The organism is Shimazuella kribbensis DSM 45090 (genome assembly GCF_000428065.1).
Lineage (GTDB): Bacteria > Bacillota > Bacilli > Thermoactinomycetales > Thermoactinomycetaceae > Shimazuella > Shimazuella kribbensis.
On sequence record NZ_ATZF01000010.1, the window covers coordinates 120,208 to 140,824 of the forward strand.

Sequence of the window (20,617 nt, forward strand, 5' to 3'; positions counted from 1 at the left end):
AGAAAAACAACAATTACACTCTTCATGACCCATCCCTCTTTCGATTCACCAACTTATTTTTCAAAGAAAAAGGGAATCCTCTGCCCTTGGATTCCCTTCCAAATATTTAATATCCATTGATTTTAAAAGACCAGTTGGTCGGATGATACTTTTTCACTGCGACCAATTCCAATTGCACCTTATCCGATAACAGTTCTCCATTTACGATTAAGTTCTCAGTAAAGAAACACCTGTCTCCCTGCGATTTTTTCCCATTTACTGATCCATGAGAAATCAGTTCCTCTTCTTGACCTAATTCATCGCGAATAATCCATGTATAGGTATCTATATCTTTTGGCCGCTCTCCTTCAATTCTTATAACTGCATTCCCTTCACTATCTTTCCTTATTGTTTTGATTGTTATTTTTCCTTCCTTTGTATTTTTCGTCATTGGTAATGTTTTTGCAGAGATAGAAAATATTTCTTTTTCAACGACATTGGCATAAGAGATACCTGTTAAGTGAAACTCATAGTACTTTGATTTTGTGAGCGGCGGATGTTGAATTTCTGAATTGGTTGATTCTGCCCCTGAATTGCTAGGTTCCACACCATAAGTCGCTACTTTCTTGCCATGATCATCCGTTATAAAATAACGCATATTCACAGTTTGGAAGTCAGAAGCATCATCATCCGGCAATTGGGTTAATTGATCCGATTGATCCACATGGTACATCAGCCGAGTTAAACTAGGCGACAACATAAGTTCATCTAGCGTTAACTTCAGATCATGTTCTCCGTTCCAACTTTTATTTAATTGGATCACTTTGGAAGCAATTTTTCCTTTTCTTGTATCAATCGGTATTTTTAACTTCCAACTCCCATTTACCCCTGGATTGATTTCCTCTCCCAATTCATTTGTTTTTACTCCAACATTGGAAAGGTCCATATGAAAAAACACCGTCTCTGTATTCGGACCTGTAGCAAAATCAAACTCGATGATTCCTCCTAGCGGTTTCCAAGTACGACTCCATGTAGGACTAAGTGCAGCCCTATTTATGATATTCCCCTTTTTGTCTGTCAAATAATAATCTCCATCAACTCCAGGATTCGTCAATGTTGGGTCGATCATTTCCCCCTTTTCGTTTATCATTTCCACACTGACCGCAATTCGGTTCAAATCTGCTACTACTTCCTTAACTCTCACAGTAATTCCTTGATCCGTTACTTCTTTATTTATCGATTGGCTAAATCCATTTTTGAATGCTTCTTTTAATCCGGGATCGTTATTTTGCATAAAAATACTTTTGATATAATCAGCGAATGTAGAAGAAGTAAGCATTCCTAGTGAAAAAATAAGCAGGATAGAAGCGGCGGCTGTGAGAGCGATCTTCTGCCAGTTCATTCGACGGGAAGGTTTGGGTGTTTTCATCTGTGCCATTCTAGCAGCAAGACGATCATCTAACTCTTTTGGAACAGGTATATTCATATATTTCCTCAATTTTTCTTGTTCTTCTACATCTAACTCCCATTCGGAGTTATGCTCTTTAGGATCAAATGGTTTCATCGCTCTAAACCTCCTGTAAAGCTAACTTAGATTTTAATAACTTTAATGTTTGATACAATTTCGTTTTCACTGTTCCTTCCGGCATTCCTATCGCTTCCGCTATTTCGGTAAACGTATAACCTAAAAAATACTTCATTTGAACAATCACACGATCACTTGGTGATAGACTTTGGAGAGCCATCTTTAGATCTACCACTTCTTCAGGATTAACGGTACGATGTGATGCATGATCTGCAACGAAGGATATCGTTTTTTTCTTTTTCAACTGAGCTTTACACTCATTAATCACGATGCGAATAAACCATGTCGTAAAAAATTTCGGTTCCCGCAAAGATTTGATCTTCACATATGCTTTTTCCATCGCATCACAAACAACATCCATACTGTCATTTTCTTCATAAAGATAGCAATACGCGATACGATAAGCTTGATCCTTTACCGAGAACACAGCTTGCGAAAAACTTTCCCAATCTCCCTTCTGTGCCTCGCGTATCAACTGCTCCATATCCATTCCTTCACATCCATTTCTGTCGAAGTTATCCATGTATTAGAAATAAAAATAATTGCTAGTGGTTGGTATTGAAAACAAAGGTAAAACACTCCATTTTGAAGATCTAACCATTAGATGGTTACGAAAGCAAAATAGTTTGAACAAAACATCATGATTTGTGTCAAAATTGATAACTTCCTATCACGACAACAAGCAGAAACCGTTTAATTGTTCATATACAGGACGAAAATAAGAAACTTATGTGATGGAAAAAGACAGGAGGTATCAAATTTCCAGATAGGCTTCCAAAGATAGGGAAAGATAATGAAGAGTTTGTATTCGCTATAGAAGACAGTATTCATCTTCCTCTGTCTGTCTTGCTAAAATCATCCAAAACGGGTGAAAATCTAGCATATATGCTCACAAAATAAAAAATAAACAATTAGACACAAAACTAATTGTTTATTTATATCCAGATATTATTTTCGTCCATCATTTCACATCGTTAATCTTGATTCCATTTCCAATTCGTAAGTAGTACCTTCTCCTTCTCCAATGTTAAACCACATTTCCAGTCTTCTTTCCTTTCTTCCTGCAACCATTGCAAAGTATCTGCAATCGTTTCTGAAAGCGATCGAAAGGAAAGTCCAGTATGTATTGCCTTATTTATATTCACATGAAAGAAACCAACAGGTGGCTTTTCCCCATCAGATAAACCATGTTGTTCTGGGAGCCACAGTGGTAAATCAGTCCATGGTTGCACTTGTTCTTTATATAAAAATTGCTCTTCTACCCATTGAAAATCCGCATTACTATCCGTAATTCGTCGACATTCCTCTAGCAAATGTCCCATCGTAGTTTGTGTTCCTGTAACATTAAAAACACCCGTTTGACGAGACTCTACCATTTGAATGATCCAGCTAGAAAGGTCTCTGACATCAATTAATTGAATCGGTTGTTCTGAATGACCTGGAGCTACTACTTCACCCCCTTGGGAGATCCGGTTAATCCAATAGGATAATCGATCAGAGTAATCATGAGGGCCACTGATCAAACCAGCTCGCACATGTAGTACGTTTTGTGGCATATGTTGTTCGATGAGTTGTTCACAAAGGAATTTCATCGCACCATAGTATTCACCATAAGGACCATAACCTGTCCGCTTACACTCATCCACTGTTTCGGCTGATATTGTTTCCACAGGAGAATGCTCATCGATATGGAATTGACTAAAATCGGAATACACCGATTGACTGGATATATATACATAATGCTTGGTACGGCTTTTTAAATATTGGATGGATGGTTCCACATTCCAAGGCACAAACCCGCAAGTATCGATGACACAATCCCACACTCTATCCCCGAGCAATGCAATATCCTCAGTCCGGTCTCCTATAACGGTCTCAACTTCGGGGAAGAGGGTACGATTTTCTTTTCCTCTATTAAACAACGTAATATCATGATTTCTATTTAAGGCCTCAAGCGTAATATAACGACCTAAAAAACGAGTACCACCGATTATGAGAATTTTCATCGTATCATCCCCCATCTGACTCTTTACAAATATAAGAATATCACAATCCATATGAAAGTTACGGAATGTAACCCTATCTATCTTAACTAACCTCTTTTTTTATTTGTAACCTCTACACTTTTCGGTTCAGTCTCAACGTTATCATTTTTACGATCTTGATATCCTGCTAACAAAACGCCCTATGATAAATAATAGAAAAACATTTAAAAAAATTTACTCCTATCAATCAAATCGGGTTGATAGATTATTCAGTTAAAGATAATATTAACATAAGTTCCTGTTCCCTATCGGAAACACGAGGTGTATGTCATGAACCCGATGATCATCGGAGCCCTGCTCTTCATCGCGGGAGCCATCCTGGCGTTCAAGTCTTTCAAGCCCGCCTTCAAGGCTGGGGCTAAGACCGGCGCCGAGATGGGGCGGACCATGTCCAACATGATCGGAGGCAAGCACGAGCAGCCGACGGTGCCGCGTACGAAGAAGGGTCTCAAGTGGATCATCCTCTTCGTCTTCGGCATCATCGTCAACGGCGTGGGTGCGATCACGTTCATCCTCGGCCTCATCAAGGCGGTCTTCTCCTAGGCCGCCCCGCAAGGAACTAACTCCGGCGCAGATCTCTCAAGAGGTCTGCGCCGGACCTGCTTTTAAGTAAGGATTACAATATGATTCACAAAAATAAATAAGATTTTATTTTTATTCCTATTTTCCATCTACGAACAAAATCCATACAAGACAATGAGACAATAAAAACCACCATTCTTTGGTGGTTTTTATTGTCTCATAAACAAACGAATTCAACTCCAAGAAGTAATAGGAACCAAATAACGTTCAAATTTGGCATTTTCCTCATCAACAGATACAATAAAAATGAAAAGTACCCAACAAGGAAGTGTTCTACATGAAGATCATATCGATCGAACCAACTCCAAGTCCTAACGTAATGAAGTGTAACTTAGATCAAACCCTTCCAACTGGGACGAGGTATGAATATAACAAAGCAACAAAAGAATATGCACCTGACCATATCCAAAAAGTATTGAATATCGAAGGCATTGTTGGTGTTTTCCAAGTACTTGATTTCTTATCAATCGAACGCCATCCCAAAGCAGATTGGGAGCAATTATTAACTTCGGTACGACGTATTTTTGGGAATGAGCAACAAGACAATGAACATTCTTTAGCGGAGGAATTAGATGCGTTTGGCGAGGTACAAGTATTGATCCAAACTTTGCGCGGTATCCCATATCAAATCAAACTTGTACATAACAACACCGAAAATCGCTTTGCCTTACCTGATCGATTCCAGCAAGCTGTGCTGCAAATTCAAGGGGTAACGTCCAATGTTATCTTAGAAAGAAAATGGATGGATCAAGGTATTCGTTATGGAGAACCGGATGAAATCGGCAAACAATTAACAGCTGAATTTGAGGCAATGTACCCAGATAGCCGGCTTCAACGTTTGGTAAAACAAGCACTGTCTCCAAAAGCGGAAGCAAATCCATTAGACCAAAAAAAGTCAGCAGATGAAGTTCGCATTGCCTTCACACACGAAAATTGGGAAATACGGTATGCTGCTATGATGCAGTGGGAACCTAATGCAGAGGAAATAGAAGTTTTAGCTGCCGCATTGAAAGATTCTTCAGCAGCCATTCGTAGACAGGCTGTCGTGTTTTTAGGCTATATTGGCGGAAAAATCGTTTTGCCTTATCTCTTTGAAGCGATGAAAGATTCTTCAGCCGTAGTTCGTCGTACTGCTGGAGATACAATTTCTGATATTGGCGATCCAGATGCTATCCAAGTCATGTGTGATGCATTAAAGGACAAAAATAAACTCGTACGCTGGAGAGCTGCTCGCTTTTTATATGAAGTAGGTGACGAATCGGCTATTGATGCATTGCAACTAGCTATTGGAGATCCAGAGTTTGAAGTAAAGATGCAAGCACAGATCGCCTTACAACGTATTACCCAAGGTGAAGAAGCCAGTGGTACGGTTTGGCAACAAATGACGCAATCTTATCGATCAAAGGATTAAAAAAACCCTTACGATGCAATATCGTAAGGGATTTTTCATTTAGAGGAAAAGGAAATAGATCAAGGCTGCTAATACAATACGGTAGATCGCAAACGGAACCAATTTAATCCGATTGATCAATTTCAAAAAGAAGCGAATAGAGATCAAAGAGACCACAAAAGCAGTAATAAATCCGGCTATAAAGAATGGCAGATCTGCTAAGGTAAAATACTGCCAATTTTTTATAAGCGAGAGGCTGCTTGCACCAAGCATAATGGGAACTGCCATAATAAAAGTAAAGTCAGAAGCTGCACGGTGGCTAAGTCCTAAGAGTACACCGCCTGAAATCGTAGAACCGGAACGAGAAAACCCTGGCCATAAGGATAAACATTGAAATAAACCAATAGATAATGCTTGTTTATATGTAACCTGGTCTACTGTTTCAGCCTTTGGTCTGGCTGGTCGAAAGAAATCAGCTAATAACATTAACACTGCTCCAACTACCAAACCAATAACTACCGTATTAATAGAAAATAGATGTTCATCAATGTAGTCTTCAAACAAAAACCCCAGCACACCCGCTGGCAACAAACCGATGATTACTTGTTTTAATTCAAGGCGATTGCTACTATCTACGGATTCACGTGCACTCTTGGTCAAACCCAAAAGATTGATAAATCGATCTTTAAACACAATAATAACAGCTAAAATAGAACCTAACTGAATAACGACTTTAAACGTATTGGCTACTTCTTGTGAGAATAACTCTTTGGATTTCAGCATCAAATCATCTACGATAATCATATGTCCTGTAGATGATACAGGAGCAAATTCCGTGAGTCCTTCTACCATTCCAAGTATAATTCCTACAAATATCTCCCATAAGTTCATTGTTTTGAACACCTCTTTACTCTTATCTTTCCATGTACATGATCATTATGCAGAAGAAAACAAAATCGCAACTGAAGAAAAACTGAAGAAAATTTAAGCTTATTGGCTTTGTTATTCATATGAACCGATTTTTCCCTATCTAAGACCTTCTCTTATGTAACTTAATTCTAAAAATCAGCTGAATATGTCCATCTTCTATTCTTCTTTTTCTGGCTATTATCAAAAAAAGAAATAGGATAAAACATAGGACTTTTCTTGTATTGTGTTACTATTTAAACAAGGTAACACTCCACAAAGAAGGTGACATCATGAGAAAAGAAAATAGAATGATCGATGGCATTTCTGTTGATTATGTACTCCCAGATGAGCCATCCGCCAAACCTCCCATCATTTTTGTTCATGGCGGAAGTCATGGTAGTTGGTGCTGGGAAAAATTCCAAACATATTTCGCTTCTCTAGGTCACGAAACATTAGCACTGAATTGGTACAATCACCCTGGATCAAAAACCCTTTCTAACGAAGAATTTTGTAAACGCAGCATTTTAGACGTCGTTACTGAGCTGGATATTGTGACAAGAACATTAGATAGGAAAGCGATTTTATTCGGTCATAGCATGGGCGGATTAGCTTCCCTTCACTATAGTACAATACAAAGTGTTGCTGCGTTAATACTTCTTGCTCCTGTCCTGCCAAGTGTCATAGGAGCGCCACAAATTCAAGTGGCTCCAATCGATCTCGATCAAGCCTTTCCTGTTCCACCTTTTGATCAAGCATACTATATGTTCTTTAAAGGGAACACATCGGAAGAAGCACACGAGTACTATCAAAAACTCGTTCCTGAGTCCGCACAAGCAGTACATGAAGCTTCTTATGCAAGTGCGGATGTAGATATCTCCAAGGTACTTGTTCCGAGTTTTGTAATTGGAGCTGGAGAAGATATATTGACTCCACATGATCGAGTACAATTATTAGCAGAAAAAATAAATGCTACTTATGTCTTTCTACCTGATCGATCCCATAATTTATTATTGGAGCCGAACTGGGAAGAAACTGCGGATCTCATTCAATTATGGATGAAAGATAATATGAAATAAAAAAAGGCCCACTACTATGATGTAGTGGGATCTTGTCTTTAAATGATATCCAATCACACCTATATTACATGCTCTAACTGGGTAAACTTTTACATAAACTAAATTAAAATATTGTAAATTAACCCTGTTTCTTCATGGTGCGCCTGCATCTACTATGTTAAAACAGAAGTAATATCATATTGTCATGAAAAAGGAGTCTTCACATCTTGAAAAACACACAATTTGCTGTCTTTGGATTAGGTCGCTTTGGTGGAAGTTTAGTAAAAGAATTTCATGAAAATGGGATTGAAGTTCTTGCTGTCGATACAGATCAAAAAAAAGTAGATGAATTTGTCAAATATGCGGTTCATGCTGTTCAAGTACCTGACTTGGATGAAACCATTTTAAACATGCTCGATATTACAAGTTTTGATCATGTTTTTGTCTCTTTTGGCGAAAATATCGAGGGAAGTATTTTATTGACATTGCTTCTGAAAGAGATGGGTGTAAAAAAAGTTTGGGTGAAAGCATCCAGTGACAATCATCAAAAAGTGCTAAATAAAATAGGAGCAGATCAAGTCATTCACCCCGAAAGGGATATGGCAAAACGAATAGCCAATTATATTAGTTCGAAAAGTATCATTGATTATATTGAACTATCCAGTGAACATAGCATCGTAGAAATCGTAGCTTCACCAAAAATCTATAACAAAACACTCGCTGATTTAGATACGCGTAACAAATATGGATGCAATATTATTGCTATTAAGCGGGATGGTGTCGTAAAAATTTCCCTTATTCCAAATGAACTCATTCAAGAAGGCGATATTCTCGTCGTCATCGGTCGCAAAACTTCTATTAAACGTTTTGAAGAAGAAGGAGTATAACGTGAATTACCGACGCCTGAGTCCTCCACAAATATTTTTATTGTTTGCTTTGAGTATGGTTATTCTAGGAACGATACTACTAAAAATTCCTATTTCTACTGAAAAACCGCTTGGTTGGCTTGATGCTTGGTTTATGGCGATTTCTGCACTTACATGCACAGGATTAGTTACAGTAGATGTGGGCACAACCTTTACTACTTTCGGTCAAATTATCTTATTGCTGCTCGCCCAAATAGGCGGTGTAGGAATCATGGCTTTTGCCGCATTATTTTTTATCTTTCTTGGTAAAAGATTATCGTTGAAAGACCGATTGGTTCTTAACTTCTCATTAAATCAAGTTACATTTGGGAATATCACCGCATTGATAAAAAATTTGCTTCTGTATGTTCTTACGATCGAATGTATTGGAGCTATCATTCTCTTTATTCACTGGCAACCTCAGTTACCATCAGGTGATGCACTATACCTTAGTATTTTCCATAGTGTGTCTTCTTTTAACAATGCAGGACTCTCCTTATGGCCGGACAGTATGATGCGACACTTTAATGATCCTGTTCTCAATATCATCACTACCATTTTGGTCATCATTGGCGGGTTAGGTTTTACGGTACTTTTTGATTTGAGAGAGAAAAAGAATTTCAAAAAACTCACCCTACACTCCAAAATTATGATCACTGGGACTTTCCTTTTGATTGTTTTTGGAATGGTTGTGATTTTTCTTTTGGAGTTTCAAAGTGCAAAATCACTTGATGCTCTTGCTTTGAAAGATAAAATGTGGACATCCTATTTTCAATCTGTATCACTGCGATCTGCGGGGTTTAATACCATTGATATTGGAGCACTTCAAGAATCCACCTTATTTTTTATGTGTCTCCTCATGTTTGTAGGGGCAGGTAGTACTTCGACCGGCGGCGGAATTAAAGTAACAACCTTTACTGTGATCTTGTTTGCTGTTATTGCCTTTTTAAGAGGAAAAAAACAAGTTCATCTGTTTCATCGATCCATTGATCCATCCTTTGTCACCAAATGTTTAGCAATTGCTTCTATTTCGCTGTCCTTTGTTGCACTTGGTGTATTTTTTCTTACCATGGTAGAAGAAGAACCTTTTCTGATTTGTTTATTTGAAGTAATGTCTGCATTTGGGACAGTGGGATTATCTGCTAACCTCACATACCATCTGTCTTCATGGGGAACATTCATCATTGGGATTATGATGTTTATTGGAAAAGTAGGTCCACTTACTTTACTATTTTCTATTTCACAAAACGAAGAAAGAAGCATCAATTACCCAAAAGAAGATATTTTGATCGGTTAAACTTATTAACATACCTACAAATCAAAAAATGTAATACGTATGACAATAACCCCTTGTTTTACTAGGTATGATTGTTCTTCAATATGTAACCGCAGGGATTACATCTTTGCGTATGATCGCAGTAATCCATCCTGTAATTGTTTTGTTGATGTTTTTAGGGGCAATCACAACGATAAAATCCAGATAATAACTTTAAACAACAAACGACCGACTGAAAACTCAATCGGTCGTTTATAATAGATAACATTTAAACTGTTCTCATTGCTTGACACCCATCATGTTGAAAATCAATCGTTTCTATTTGAATGGTCGTATGTTGGATATGAAATTGCTCTTTTATTTTCTTTATCGCTTCTTGCAAAATAGGTTGGCTCTCTGATCCTTCTTTTATCAATAAGTGACAGGACAACGTATCAAACCCCGAGGTAATCGTCCAAATATGTAGATCATGGACATTTTCTACTTCTGGAATGGATAGTAAAATCTCCTCTACTTTTTCCTTGTCAATGGTAATAGGGGTACCTTCCATGAGAATATGAAAAGAATGTGCGACAACTCCCCAAGCGCTCTTTAAAATTAATACAGCCACGATGATACTAATAATTGGATCTGCTACATACCATGCAAATACTTGCATAAGTATACCTGCTAGGATGGCACCAACAGAACCTAACGCATCACCAAGAACATGAAGGTAAGCACTTCTGACATTTATATTCTCTTTTACATCACTATTACGCATCAATACCCAAGCGCTCAAAAGATTCGCAGCTAGGCCAATGAAAGAGATCAACATCATGGAGCCACTTGCTACTTTGGGTGGATCTAAGATTCGCAAATAGGCTTCCCAACTAATTACACCGGCAATCACAAATAGTGCAACCCCATTAAATAAGGCCGCTAAAATCTCAAATCGATAATACCCATACGTTTTCCGTGGAGACGGTGGACGTATCGCAAACCACATCGCAAGTAAACTTAAAGCTAAGGCACTTACATCACTGAGCATATGCCCAGAATCAGATAAGAGTGCCAAACTATTAGTGAATAATCCTCCAAAAAACTCCAAAAACATGATACCAGCTGTTATCACTAGTGCAATCGTTAATCCTTTTTTGTTGCTATTTCTGCCATGATCATGGGAATGACTGTGGTTATGATCATGGTTATGGGAATGATGGTGCCCATGCATATTTCTTCACCTCAAAATTATTTTTTCCATTTGTATTACATATGCGAAATATGTTGAAGTCCAATCCTCATTAAACTTTCTACATGTTCATCATCAATACTGTAATACACCATTCTCCCCACTTTTCGATGCTTTACTAACCGCAGCGCACGAAGGTTTCTTAATTGATGGGAAATAGAAGATTGCGACATTTCTAAAATAGCAGCCAAGTCACAAACACATACTTCTGCTTGTATCAAGGTATAAATAATCCTTACTCTTGTTGGATCACTTAACGCTTGAAATAAAAGAGCTAGGTCATTTCCTTTTTCTAAGGACAGTTGCTTTTTTTGTATATCTGAAACAATATCGTCATGAATAATCGTAACGTCACAGCAATCTTTCAAGGAAGATGAGATTTCTTCCGTAGACATAAAATCATTCCTTTGGTTTGTATTATATATGAATACATGTTCATATGTTTAATGATATACTACGATGATAATAAATGAATGTCAATACAATAAATAATAGGAATGAAATATCTTTCTCCACCTTTTATTCCTATTATTCAAGTATGATAAAAATGTTGTGGGCATCTTCTGTATGTGTAATAAAAAACACGAATATAAATGTGAACGGAAAAGATTGCCTTCCTTTTGCTTCAGCCTAATCTATCTGCATTTAAAGTTTTACTTTACTATTTAGTCGATGAAAACAAATGAAAAGGTGGAATAAAAATGAAAAGACAGTGGAAGTCATTGCATATGGTTGCGATTGTTACAGGTTTGTTTATAATCATGCTAATGGGCTGTCAAGCTCCAGAAAAAGAAAAAAAACCACATCACGAATCCAGTCATGGGGATGTACAAGAAACAACGAATGGAGCAACCATCCTCCCTTCTTTTGTGAAAGAATTGGATCCACAAATCGGGCAAGTATATCAATTGACAGCTCAAAATCATCAGCTTCTCCAATCTATTCCTTGTTATTGTGGCTGTGGTGAAAGTGTCGGTCATCAAAATAACTTAGACTGTTTTGTGAAAGAAATCAAAAAAAATGGCCAAGTGACATGGGATTCGCATGGTACTACATGTGGCACATGTCTGGAAATCGCTGCTGAATCTGTATATTTACAAAAACAAGGAAAAACAACAAAAGAAATAAGAAAATATATTGATGATAAATACAATGAAGGATATGCAAAACCGACACCAACTCCTATGCCTTTATAAGACGAATGTAATCATAAGAAAAAAAGCTCGGACTTCTTCACTCCTCAACAGCAGAAAATTATGGAGAACAAACGATTTAACACTATAACGGAGTGGTTTAAAGTAAGTTTCGCAAATTGTTTTTCAACTAAATCCCAATTGTTTATCAAAAAAATAAAAGTAGTCGATATCCATAATGAAGGGATCGACTACTTTTATTGCATTTTCCAAATACAATCAGCAGACTTAATACATTAAATTATCCGATCTTGAACGGTTACCTCATACTATTTTGGATCACCAAGGTATCCCCTTATTAAAAGACTATTTTAGGTTATAACCTCTTTCTCCATATGGTTGATGCTTTTCTAACCACTTTTCTTCCAATTCGATTAAAGCTTCTTTCTCTTTAAAATAAGGGTCCTCTTTCTTTTTCAGCTTTTCTAGTACTTCAAAAATAAAAGCGTCTCCTCCGAATTGATTCCATTCTTCTTGAAGTTCCTTGTTAATCGTATAGTCACCATTTTCAAGCATGAACTTTATCCCATTTAGCGTTTTTAAATTTTTGGTTTTTCCGATCAACATCTTTTGGTTTTTTGTATTTTTTATTGCATAAACACCACCATAAACGGTAGTTTCTTTAAATTGTTGTTTCAACTCTTTTTTACGATCCACGATTCCCCACCTACCATTGTCATTATTTTTTTACCCAGTATTCACTACCATCCGGTTTCCGATCTAAAAAGCCATATTCGATTAAATATCTTCTTATCAGAACATAGTCCTCAAAAATACCTTTTAATGTTCCATTTAATTGGGCTTCACTATAAATCTGTTCTGAATTTAACTGTTTGGCAATTTCTCGCAGAACAACTACCTTTTGTTTTTCCTTTTGTGGAAATTTAGTTAAAGCTGTATGCGTTCCTGTTGGAAAGTATTGATTTATGATTTTCTCTTGTTCTTCCAGAGTAATGTTGTATCGATCATCAACCATTGTGGCTGTTTGATGTACAGGTAAAAACGCTGGTGCATATTCATCTTTTTCTTTTAGCAATTCCATCATGGCTAAAAACGACTTTGCTTGTCGTTCCTTTTCTTTTAATACAAAACGATGATGGCGAATAGTGGAGGTGCTCCCAATATCCAGCTCGCTCTGGATTTCTTTGTCATTTCTCCCTTGATAAAAAAGACGCATGAGACTCTTCTGATGCTCCGTAAGACCTGTAAGTTTCTTGTCCATTCCGATTAAAAAATCAAAAACAGATCGGTGAGTACTCTCTATATGTACTCGCATAAACCTTTCCGCTTCGTAAAATCTATTTTCATAAGGATAAACAATCCCTTTTTCTATTTTTCTTCCACATAATACACATGTATAAGAATCCCTTTCTTGAATATAACCTCGTTTCAGCTCTTCCAAAGAAGCATTCCAAAATATATTTGATATTTCCATCGTCTCCACACTTCCAATCGTTTTAAGAAAGCCAAATACAATGCCGTTCGTTCGTTCAACAATAAACATCTTAGTATAGATTTTATTCGTCGTCAATAAAAAACCAAACAAATTTTATTTTTGTTTGGTTTTTCGCAAATTAAATTTATTTTTGTTTATATCCGGATATATTGCCGTTGTTTTTCTACTGAAAGAAGCAGTACTCACTACTTATGAGACTTGCTTTTTTGTACTATTATGAACATTTTTTTCGAAATCATTCCATACCAATACTTAATTAAATATGTTCTCTGTTCGAAACATTAGTCATATGAAAAGATCATATACGTTTGTTTATTGCAACTATTTTTGCCGTCTTTTGCTCGATCATTTCACAATGACTATACACAAGGATCTTTATTCTCATTTCATGCTCAACACGCAAAAAGAAGCCGTTCTATTTTGAACGGCTTCTTTTTTAAATACGCGCTATGTATGGTACCGAGGGCCGGACTTGAACCGGCACGGAGGGAACCCTCCGCAGGATTTTAAGTCCTGTGCGTCTGCCATTCCGCCACCCCGGCAAAGGCAGAAAAATGTTGGAGCGGAAGACGGGATTCGAACCCGCGACCCTCGCCTTGGCAAGGCGATGCTCTACCACTGAGCCACTTCCGCAACTGGTGGCTCGAGACGGAATCGAACCGCCGACACGAGGATTTTCAGTCCTCTGCTCTACCGACTGAGCTATCGAGCCATGAAGGACTTTCATCCCCATTGTTTGCATTTGTAATTCCTTTTGTTTGAGCATTTCAAACTGACAAAAGTTATTATAGCATGCTACTCTTTATTATGCAACACTTGTTTTTCGGTTGAACGCAAAAATCTCATGGTTGCTTGAATATCTTCATATGTTCCTTGAAGCTCTTCATCCGTAAAGGTTGGTTCTATTACTTCCCTAGCAATTGTTTTAGGCAATTTTTTTACACTAGGCTTTCTCCTAGCTCTTGTGGTGTTTGTATTGGAATTTGGCTGTTTTGTATGTTCTTTCAATGCTTGCTCCCGAGCTTGCCCAGATGTTTGAATATTCAAACGTTTCCAGTGAGAAGCAATCTTCTCTACATACGCTTTTGGTAATTTTCTATCACATTTAAGCATCACATAATCCAATAGGACATTTACTACAGGGGAGGACAACTGATAATGTGTCAGCAATGATTGAATCAGATTCATCTCGCTTTTTGGTACTGCAGCTCCACCTTGGTAGTGAGCCAGAAGTTCAAACGGAGAAATTGTTTCTAACAACTGAAAATGTTTTTCTTTAGGTGAAACCACTTTCTCCGTAACATCTGTTTTTTGATGCCTTGCTTTCTCTAAAGGTTCCTTAGCTATAGGATAAAGTGTCATGTTTAAATGGTGAAATAGTTTCTCCAGATTTACATAGCCACCATAAGAAACTTCTGGGTTTTGAATTGCTTTAATCAATGTAGACTCATCTAATTTAAAAAGATAGCATGCCTGTTTGAGTTCTGATTCTAACTGTGCGCTCCAATTAGCCGGTTTAATAATAGAGGATAATCTAGAACGTATAAATGGAAAGTCTATTGTAGATTTGCGTTTTTTTGTTGCTTGTATCGTTTGTTTAGGAAGTGCAACTTCTTTCTTTCCATAAACTTCTTGAAAGGTCTTGGTCAAATTCACACTAGCAATATCTTTTTCTTCTGTACATACATGGTTCTTCACTAATTGGTATTCTTCCTTACCTAAACGATGTTGCAACTGAACTGCTAATGGCATGGTTTGAAAAAAGGTAAGGGGTGCTAATGGAGATACTACTTGATACTCCAAGTAATTGCCTTCTGATTGATCACTCTTTTCAAATGTTCTCAGAAGTCCAACTCCTTCTAGCTGATATCTCGCTTCTAAAAGTTGATTATGAGAGATTGCTAGTAATTTAAAGAGATATGTATGTGTAAACAGCGAAGATATTCCATTTTCCAATGCCTGTGAATGGAGTGTCACGTATAAACCAACTCCCATTACACCGACAATAGGTTGATAAAGATGTGTTAAAGAAAAAAGATCTGTATCATCCAACGCTTTTTCTTGTCGACTGCGGAATTGGATTTCTTCCCAAAACATAGAATGTGACCTCCTTTTTTTAAGTCTCAAATCAGTAACAGGTTTGTTCATTTTATATCAAATCAATCTAGAATTACAATCAAAATTTAGTCGCGATCTATCTCATTTTCATCCAAAAAAGGTTCTAAATCTCCTTCATGTGACCTTTTTCGCAAATCTTCCAACTCTCTTACAAAAAGGTGAATATCTTGGAATTGTCGATATACAGAAGCAAATCGCACATAAGCTACTTCGTCAATTTTCACTAGTCGCTCCAATACCATTTCTCCAATTTCGGTAGTTGGAACTTCTAAAATTCCTATCTCACGGAGTTTCCGCTCCATATCCAAAACAAGACCTTCTAAACTACTAGTAGGTACTGGTCTTTTTTCACATGCACGAATCAAACCACGTAGTAATTTCTCTCTACTAAACTCTTCTCGACTTCCATCTTTTTTGATAACCATAAGAGGCTTTTCTTCTATCATTTCAAATGTAGTAAACCGTTCATTGCATGCTTCACACTCTCGTCGTCTTCTAATTGCTTTTCCTTCATGAACAGGACGAGAGTCCAATACACGACTTCCATTATGATTACAGATTGGACATTTCATCAAATGTTACCTCCACATCTTTACAATAACCTTTATCTAAAGATACCGCTAATATATCGTCTGCTCAATCCTGTTTTTCATTTAGTCTATTCCATCTATGGTATTAAAAATACAAACCTATTACAAAGGCTATATGGAAAAGTTCATAAATTTTGAATATTATAGGACTGATGTATACCTTGATGCCTTTATTTGAATTTTCAAGTATACTTACAGATATCGATGATTCAGGGAGCGTAATAAGTTGAAACGGTTTCAAGATAAAGTAGTTCTCATTACTGGTGCGACAGATGGAGTAGGTTATCAGGTAGCAAAACAATTTGCGCAAGAAGGAGCTAAACTAGCACTCATTGATAACTACAAAAATATAAGTGAAATGAGATTATCCTCGAAAGATCATTTTATCTCCGACCGATCCTTGCTGATTTCGAGCGAAGGAGGTGCAGATTCAGAAGTAGCTGTTTATGTCGATGATGTCGTAAAATATTTTGGTACTATCGATATTCTTATCAGTGCCTCTCCAAGCGATTGTACTGTCGGACCCATAGTAGATGCAGAAGAAATAGAACTCGATAAAATGTATTCTCATCTAAAAGATTTATTTTTTCTGATGAAAAGGGTAATTCCCATCATGCAAATGAATGGAGGAGGTTCCATTGTCACTTATGGAACTGTTACTGCCCTCATGGGTCTCCCTATGCTCTCATCACATGTCATGCTACACCATGCAATGGTTGGTCTAGTCAAAACCGCTGCATTGGAAACAAGTCTATCCAATATACGTGTCAATGCAGTAATCTCTGCACCAATTGAATCCAATTTGATGGACCGAATGGAAAGTAAACTAAGCCCTGGAAGTGAGCAGCAAGTCCGTGAAGATTTTTGCGGTTTTATCCCTATGAAAAGATATGGAACAACAGATGAAGTTGCTAATGTAATTTTGTTTTTGGCTTCAGAAGAAGCTCGCTACACGACAGGCAGTATTTATTCATTAGATGGTGGTTTATCCGCCACAAGATAAAAAAGACCGTTCCTTATCGGAACGGTCTTTTTAGGCGGAAGCATGTACTAATTTTTTTTGATGAAGAGCTTCCCCTACATACTTGACCAAGTCCACAACTCGGCAAGAATAACCCCATTCGTTATCGTACCAAGCGAGTACTTTTACTTGTTTTTCTCCAATTACCATCGTAGACAATGCATCTACTATTGATGAATTGGCATTTCCAATAAAATCTGAAGACACGAGCGGTAATTCGCAATATTGGATTATGCCTTTCATTTCCTGTTCGGCAGCTTCACGAAATGCTGCATTTACCTCTTCTACTGTTACCTTCTGTTTCAAATCAACCACCAAATCAATGACAGATACGTTTGGAGTCGGTACACGCAGGGAAAAACCACTTAATTTTCCATTCAATTCAGGAATAACAAGTCCAAGTGCTTTTGCTGCCCCTGTTTTAGTAGGAATAATCGATTGAGAGCATGCACGTGCACGACGCAAGTCTTTATGTGGATTATCTAAATTATTTTGGTCATTGGTAAAAGAATGAACGGTTGTCATCAAACCATGTTCGATCCCAAAGCGATCATTTAAAACTTTTGCTACTGGAGCGAGACCATTAGTAGTACATGATGCATTGGATACAATGTGGTGATTTTCTGGATCATAAATATTGTGATTTACACCCATCACAATGGTTGCATCTTCATTTTTACCAGGAGCAGTGATCACAACTTTTTTGGCACCTGCTTGCAAATGTAATGCAGCACCTTCACGATCACAAAACTTCCCTGTTGCTTCTACTACTACATCCACACCCATTTCCGCCCATGGGAGTTCGAGTGGATTGCGACTGGAGACAAGTTTTACTGGTTGGCGATTAACATAAATCGTATCTTCCTCTGCAATTACTTCTTCATCAAAAAACCCATGTACGGTATCAAATTTAATAAGATGTGCCAATGTTTCTGCTGGGTAGCTTGCATTAATTGCTACCACCTCACATGTGGGGTCTGTGATTGCTTTTCGAAATACCATTCTTCCAATTCGCCCGAAACCATTTATGGCAATACGTAGTTTCATATAGTTGCTTCCCCTTCCGACACTGTTTGTAACACACTAATCCTCTATTTCATTATAATCAGTATGACACATTTTGCAATATAGAATATCTAATAGTTGTCGCCTATTTTTTATTTATACACATGAACAAAGGAATACACACAAGAAAAAACGGACATTTCGATTGTCCGTTCATTCCTTTACTAGATCTGTATACAATGATTTGTACTTTTCGTAGAAAAAAGTTACCCGTTGTACATAATGGCGAGTTTCTCCATAAGGTATTTTTTGTACATTCTGTCTTGTTCCATCCCATGTTCCGGCATTTAACCATTTTTGCACTCTATTTGGCCCTGCATTATACGAAGCAATCACTGCAACTTTATTTCCTTTGAATCTCTTCGTTAATTCACTTAAATACCAACTACCTACTTGTATATTTACCGCAGGCACTTTGATATATTGTTTCATAGAAGGGGAAAAATTGCCTTTTTTTATTGCATCGTCTACTGTTGGTGGCATTAATTGCATAAGGCCTTCTGCACCAACATGAGACTGCTTCTCCGGATCAAATTTAGTCTCCACTCGAATGATAGCCATGATGAGAAATGGATCTGTTCCTGTTTGTTTCGCACTTTTTAATATATTATCTTCATAGTCCAAAGGGTAAATCCAGCGATTGAACAAAGGAAAAGCGATAACAAGGGAGAGAATAATTAAAATAATACCTGTGAGAATGAACCTTTTTCTTGGTAAAGCTTGAATTGCTGGCTCTATCCACTTTTTTAAGTTAGATGATTCCATAATGCCACTACCTGTCTTTTTGTTTGTTGAGCTGTTCCACTATTATCAATCAAATAGTCAGCTAAACTTTTTTTTACTTCTATCGACAGTTGCGATCGAATGCGGGAATCCGCTTCGTCTCGACTTAAATTGTTCCTTAACTGCAAACGAGTACGTTGTACTTCTTCGGGAACATATATCACAATAACCTTTTGGACAAAATTGGTCAAATTTTCTTCATATAGTAAAGGGATATCCCAAATCATAAATGCTTGTTCATCTTGTTGAATCACTTGATCTGACTGTCGTTGCATCTCGTCCATAATAATGGGATGTAACAATGCATTGAGTTGAATTCTTGCTTCTGAGTCATGAAAAATGAGCTGAGCTAATTTTTCTCGTTTCAACTGACCTTCTGCGGAAAATAGATCTTTCCCAAAATGTGATTTTATTTTTTGTGCACCAATTGTATTTGGTTCTACCACTTGTCGAGAAATTTGATCCGCATCAATAATTACAGCACCAAGTTTGCGAAACATGTTAGCTACAGTACTCTTTCCTGTTGCAATGCCACCTGTCAATCCATAAATCATATCATCACCATATACTTTATTTATTACAAAACATAGCTATTCATGTTGACAAGTATTACAAATATGTGTCCCTCTGCCACCAACAATTATTCTACTGATTGGATTTCCACAAGAGTAACATGGTTCATTTTTACGACCATACACTTTTATCTGCAATTGAAAGTAACCCATTTCTCCTTGACCATTCACATATGATCTTACGGAAGATCCCCCAGCATCGATTGCTGTTTGGAGCGTTTGACGTATCGCTTCATAAAGACTAGATACCTCTGATTCAAGCAAACTATTCGCCAAGCGTTCTGGATGAATCTTTGCTTTATGAAGAGACTCATCAACGTAAATATTACCCAGCCCAACGAGAAAATGCTGATTAAGCAGTAGTGGCTTTATTTTCGTCGATTTTTTACTCAACTGAGTTCTAAACCACTTCAACGTAAATGTATCTCCTAAAGGTTCTGGGCCTAATTTTCCTAGAGGGGCTTCTTTCCATTCTTCCCCGTCCATAAATAAATCCATGGTCCCAAATTGACGAACATCTTTATAGCGAAGGTCTGTGCCATCTGTGAAATGAAAGATAACATGAACATGTTTTTCAACAGGTTCCGCACTCTCTGTCACTCGATACTTCCCCTCCATTCGTAAATGGGAGACCAATACATAAGGTGCCGCAAACAACTTTAAAAATTTCCCTCTTCGCTCTACTGAGGTTATGGTCGTACCAGCCAACTTATCCGCAAATTCTTGAATATCGTCAGGCCTTCTAATAATTCGAGGCAGAGAGACAGTAACTTTTTGAATTGTTTTTCCTACTACAAGCGAGGACAATGTTCGCTTAACTGTCTCTACCTCAGGTAGTTCTGGCATAACTCCCATCCTCTTT

The 20,617-nt window shown here is 37.4% G+C and carries 21 protein-coding genes and 3 tRNA genes; 7 read left to right on the forward strand and 17 right to left on the reverse strand.

Annotated elements, in window-relative coordinates:
• Window positions 1-106 precede the first annotated feature (106 nt).
• From A3GQ_RS0113505 to A3GQ_RS0113515, 3 genes are all read right to left on the reverse strand, one after another.
• Window positions 107-1,543, reverse strand: coding sequence for a DUF4179 domain-containing protein (locus A3GQ_RS0113505; RefSeq protein WP_028777498.1), 1,437 nt, complete (start codon window positions 1,541-1,543; stop codon window positions 107-109).
• A gap of 4 nt (window positions 1,544-1,547) precedes the next feature.
• A complete protein-coding gene (locus tag A3GQ_RS0113510; RefSeq protein WP_051271821.1) occupies window positions 1,548-2,048 on the reverse strand; it encodes a sigma-70 family RNA polymerase sigma factor in 501 nt (166 codons plus the stop codon).
• A gap of 490 nt (window positions 2,049-2,538) precedes the next feature.
• Complete coding sequence (locus tag A3GQ_RS0113515; RefSeq protein WP_028777500.1) at window positions 2,539-3,570, reverse strand: NAD-dependent epimerase/dehydratase family protein; 1,032 nt, start codon at window positions 3,568-3,570, stop codon at window positions 2,539-2,541.
• 309 nt (window positions 3,571-3,879) lie between these two features.
• Between A3GQ_RS0113515 and A3GQ_RS27125 the strand changes: the two genes are divergently transcribed.
• Together A3GQ_RS27125 and A3GQ_RS0113525 are read left to right on the forward strand one after the other, a co-directional pair.
• Window positions 3,880-4,152 carry a hypothetical protein gene (locus A3GQ_RS27125; RefSeq protein ID WP_156877717.1) on the forward strand — a complete coding sequence of 91 codons (273 nt, stop codon included), beginning with the start codon at window positions 3,880-3,882 and terminating at the stop codon, window positions 4,150-4,152.
• Window positions 4,153-4,468: 316 nt separating this feature from the next.
• Entirely contained in the window at window positions 4,469-5,602 is a 1,134-nt protein-coding gene (locus A3GQ_RS0113525) for a conserved virulence factor C family protein (protein WP_028777502.1), read from the forward strand.
• A 39-nt stretch (window positions 5,603-5,641) separates the two neighbouring features.
• Here A3GQ_RS0113525 and A3GQ_RS0113530 read toward each other — a convergent pair whose 3' ends face one another.
• The gene (locus tag A3GQ_RS0113530; RefSeq protein WP_028777503.1) at window positions 5,642-6,472 is read right to left on the reverse strand and encodes an undecaprenyl-diphosphate phosphatase; all 831 of its coding nucleotides are present in this window, start codon (window positions 6,470-6,472) and stop codon (window positions 5,642-5,644) included.
• 308 nt (window positions 6,473-6,780) lie between these two features.
• On the opposite strand from A3GQ_RS0113530, the gene A3GQ_RS25750 reads away from it, so the two are divergent.
• The 3 genes from A3GQ_RS25750 (at window position 6,781) to A3GQ_RS0113545 (ending at window position 9,747) form a co-directional block, all read left to right on the forward strand.
• Window positions 6,781-7,566, forward strand: coding sequence for an alpha/beta hydrolase (locus A3GQ_RS25750; protein WP_028777504.1), 786 nt, complete (start codon window positions 6,781-6,783; stop codon window positions 7,564-7,566).
• A 206-nt stretch (window positions 7,567-7,772) separates the two neighbouring features.
• Window positions 7,773-8,432 (forward strand): potassium channel family protein, encoded by a 660-nt coding sequence (locus A3GQ_RS0113540; protein ID WP_028777505.1) that lies wholly within the window; start codon window positions 7,773-7,775, stop codon window positions 8,430-8,432.
• Between the two features lies 1 nt (window position 8,433).
• Window positions 8,434-9,747: a TrkH family potassium uptake protein gene (locus A3GQ_RS0113545; RefSeq protein ID WP_028777506.1), complete on the forward strand. Its 1,314-nt coding sequence runs from the start codon at window positions 8,434-8,436 to the stop codon at window positions 9,745-9,747.
• A gap of 247 nt (window positions 9,748-9,994) precedes the next feature.
• On the opposite strand, the gene A3GQ_RS0113550 is transcribed toward A3GQ_RS0113545, so the two are convergent.
• Window positions 9,995-10,939 (reverse strand): cation diffusion facilitator family transporter, encoded by a 945-nt coding sequence (locus A3GQ_RS0113550; RefSeq protein WP_028777507.1) that lies wholly within the window; start codon window positions 10,937-10,939, stop codon window positions 9,995-9,997.
• 35 nt (window positions 10,940-10,974) lie between these two features.
• Complete coding sequence (locus A3GQ_RS0113555; RefSeq protein WP_028777508.1) at window positions 10,975-11,352, reverse strand: ArsR/SmtB family transcription factor; 378 nt, start codon at window positions 11,350-11,352, stop codon at window positions 10,975-10,977.
• Window positions 11,353-11,685: 333 nt separating this feature from the next.
• Between A3GQ_RS0113555 and A3GQ_RS0113560 the strand changes: the two genes are divergently transcribed.
• On the forward strand, window positions 11,686-12,153 hold the full coding sequence (locus A3GQ_RS0113560; RefSeq protein ID WP_425423378.1) for a PCYCGC motif-containing (lipo)protein: 468 nt from the start codon (window positions 11,686-11,688) through the stop codon (window positions 12,151-12,153).
• Window positions 12,154-12,456: 303 nt separating this feature from the next.
• On the opposite strand, the gene A3GQ_RS0113565 is transcribed toward A3GQ_RS0113560, so the two are convergent.
• From A3GQ_RS0113565 to nrdR, 7 genes are all read right to left on the reverse strand, one after another.
• A complete protein-coding gene (locus tag A3GQ_RS0113565) occupies window positions 12,457-12,807 on the reverse strand; it encodes a GIY-YIG nuclease family protein (RefSeq protein ID WP_028777510.1) in 351 nt (116 codons plus the stop codon).
• Between the two features lie 22 nt (window positions 12,808-12,829).
• Window positions 12,830-13,585 (reverse strand): DUF2087 domain-containing protein, encoded by a 756-nt coding sequence (locus tag A3GQ_RS0113570; RefSeq protein WP_028777511.1) that lies wholly within the window; start codon window positions 13,583-13,585, stop codon window positions 12,830-12,832.
• A 475-nt stretch (window positions 13,586-14,060) separates the two neighbouring features.
• Window positions 14,061-14,148: transfer RNA gene (locus A3GQ_RS0113575), tRNA-Leu, on the reverse strand.
• A gap of 16 nt (window positions 14,149-14,164) precedes the next feature.
• Window positions 14,165-14,239, reverse strand: a tRNA-Gly gene (locus A3GQ_RS0113580).
• A gap of 3 nt (window positions 14,240-14,242) precedes the next feature.
• Window positions 14,243-14,318, reverse strand: a tRNA-Phe gene (locus tag A3GQ_RS0113585).
• Between the two features lie 83 nt (window positions 14,319-14,401).
• Window positions 14,402-15,703 (reverse strand): DnaD domain protein, encoded by a 1,302-nt coding sequence (locus A3GQ_RS0113590; protein WP_028777512.1) that lies wholly within the window; start codon window positions 15,701-15,703, stop codon window positions 14,402-14,404.
• 86 nt (window positions 15,704-15,789) lie between these two features.
• The gene (nrdR, locus tag A3GQ_RS24445) at window positions 15,790-16,296 is read right to left on the reverse strand and encodes a transcriptional regulator NrdR (protein WP_051271798.1); all 507 of its coding nucleotides are present in this window, start codon (window positions 16,294-16,296) and stop codon (window positions 15,790-15,792) included.
• A gap of 244 nt (window positions 16,297-16,540) precedes the next feature.
• Between nrdR and A3GQ_RS0113600 the strand changes: the two genes are divergently transcribed.
• Window positions 16,541-17,317, forward strand: a complete 777-nt coding sequence (locus A3GQ_RS0113600) for an SDR family NAD(P)-dependent oxidoreductase (RefSeq protein WP_028777513.1) — start codon at window positions 16,541-16,543, stop codon at window positions 17,315-17,317.
• Window positions 17,318-17,347: 30 nt separating this feature from the next.
• On the opposite strand, the gene A3GQ_RS0113605 is transcribed toward A3GQ_RS0113600, so the two are convergent.
• The 4 genes from A3GQ_RS0113605 to mutM form a co-directional block, all read right to left on the reverse strand.
• Entirely contained in the window at window positions 17,348-18,382 is a 1,035-nt protein-coding gene (locus A3GQ_RS0113605) for a glyceraldehyde-3-phosphate dehydrogenase (protein WP_028777514.1), read from the reverse strand.
• A gap of 171 nt (window positions 18,383-18,553) precedes the next feature.
• Complete coding sequence (locus tag A3GQ_RS0113610) at window positions 18,554-19,165, reverse strand: lytic transglycosylase domain-containing protein (protein WP_051271801.1); 612 nt, start codon at window positions 19,163-19,165, stop codon at window positions 18,554-18,556.
• Complete coding sequence (gene coaE / locus A3GQ_RS0113615; protein ID WP_028777516.1) at window positions 19,147-19,737, reverse strand: dephospho-CoA kinase; 591 nt, start codon at window positions 19,735-19,737, stop codon at window positions 19,147-19,149. Before coaE ends, A3GQ_RS0113610 begins: the two co-directional genes overlap by 19 nt.
• Window positions 19,738-19,773: 36 nt before the next feature.
• Window positions 19,774-20,601: a DNA-formamidopyrimidine glycosylase gene (mutM, locus tag A3GQ_RS0113620; RefSeq protein WP_028777517.1), complete on the reverse strand. Its 828-nt coding sequence runs from the start codon at window positions 20,599-20,601 to the stop codon at window positions 19,774-19,776.
• Between the last annotated feature and the right edge of the window lie 16 nt (window positions 20,602-20,617).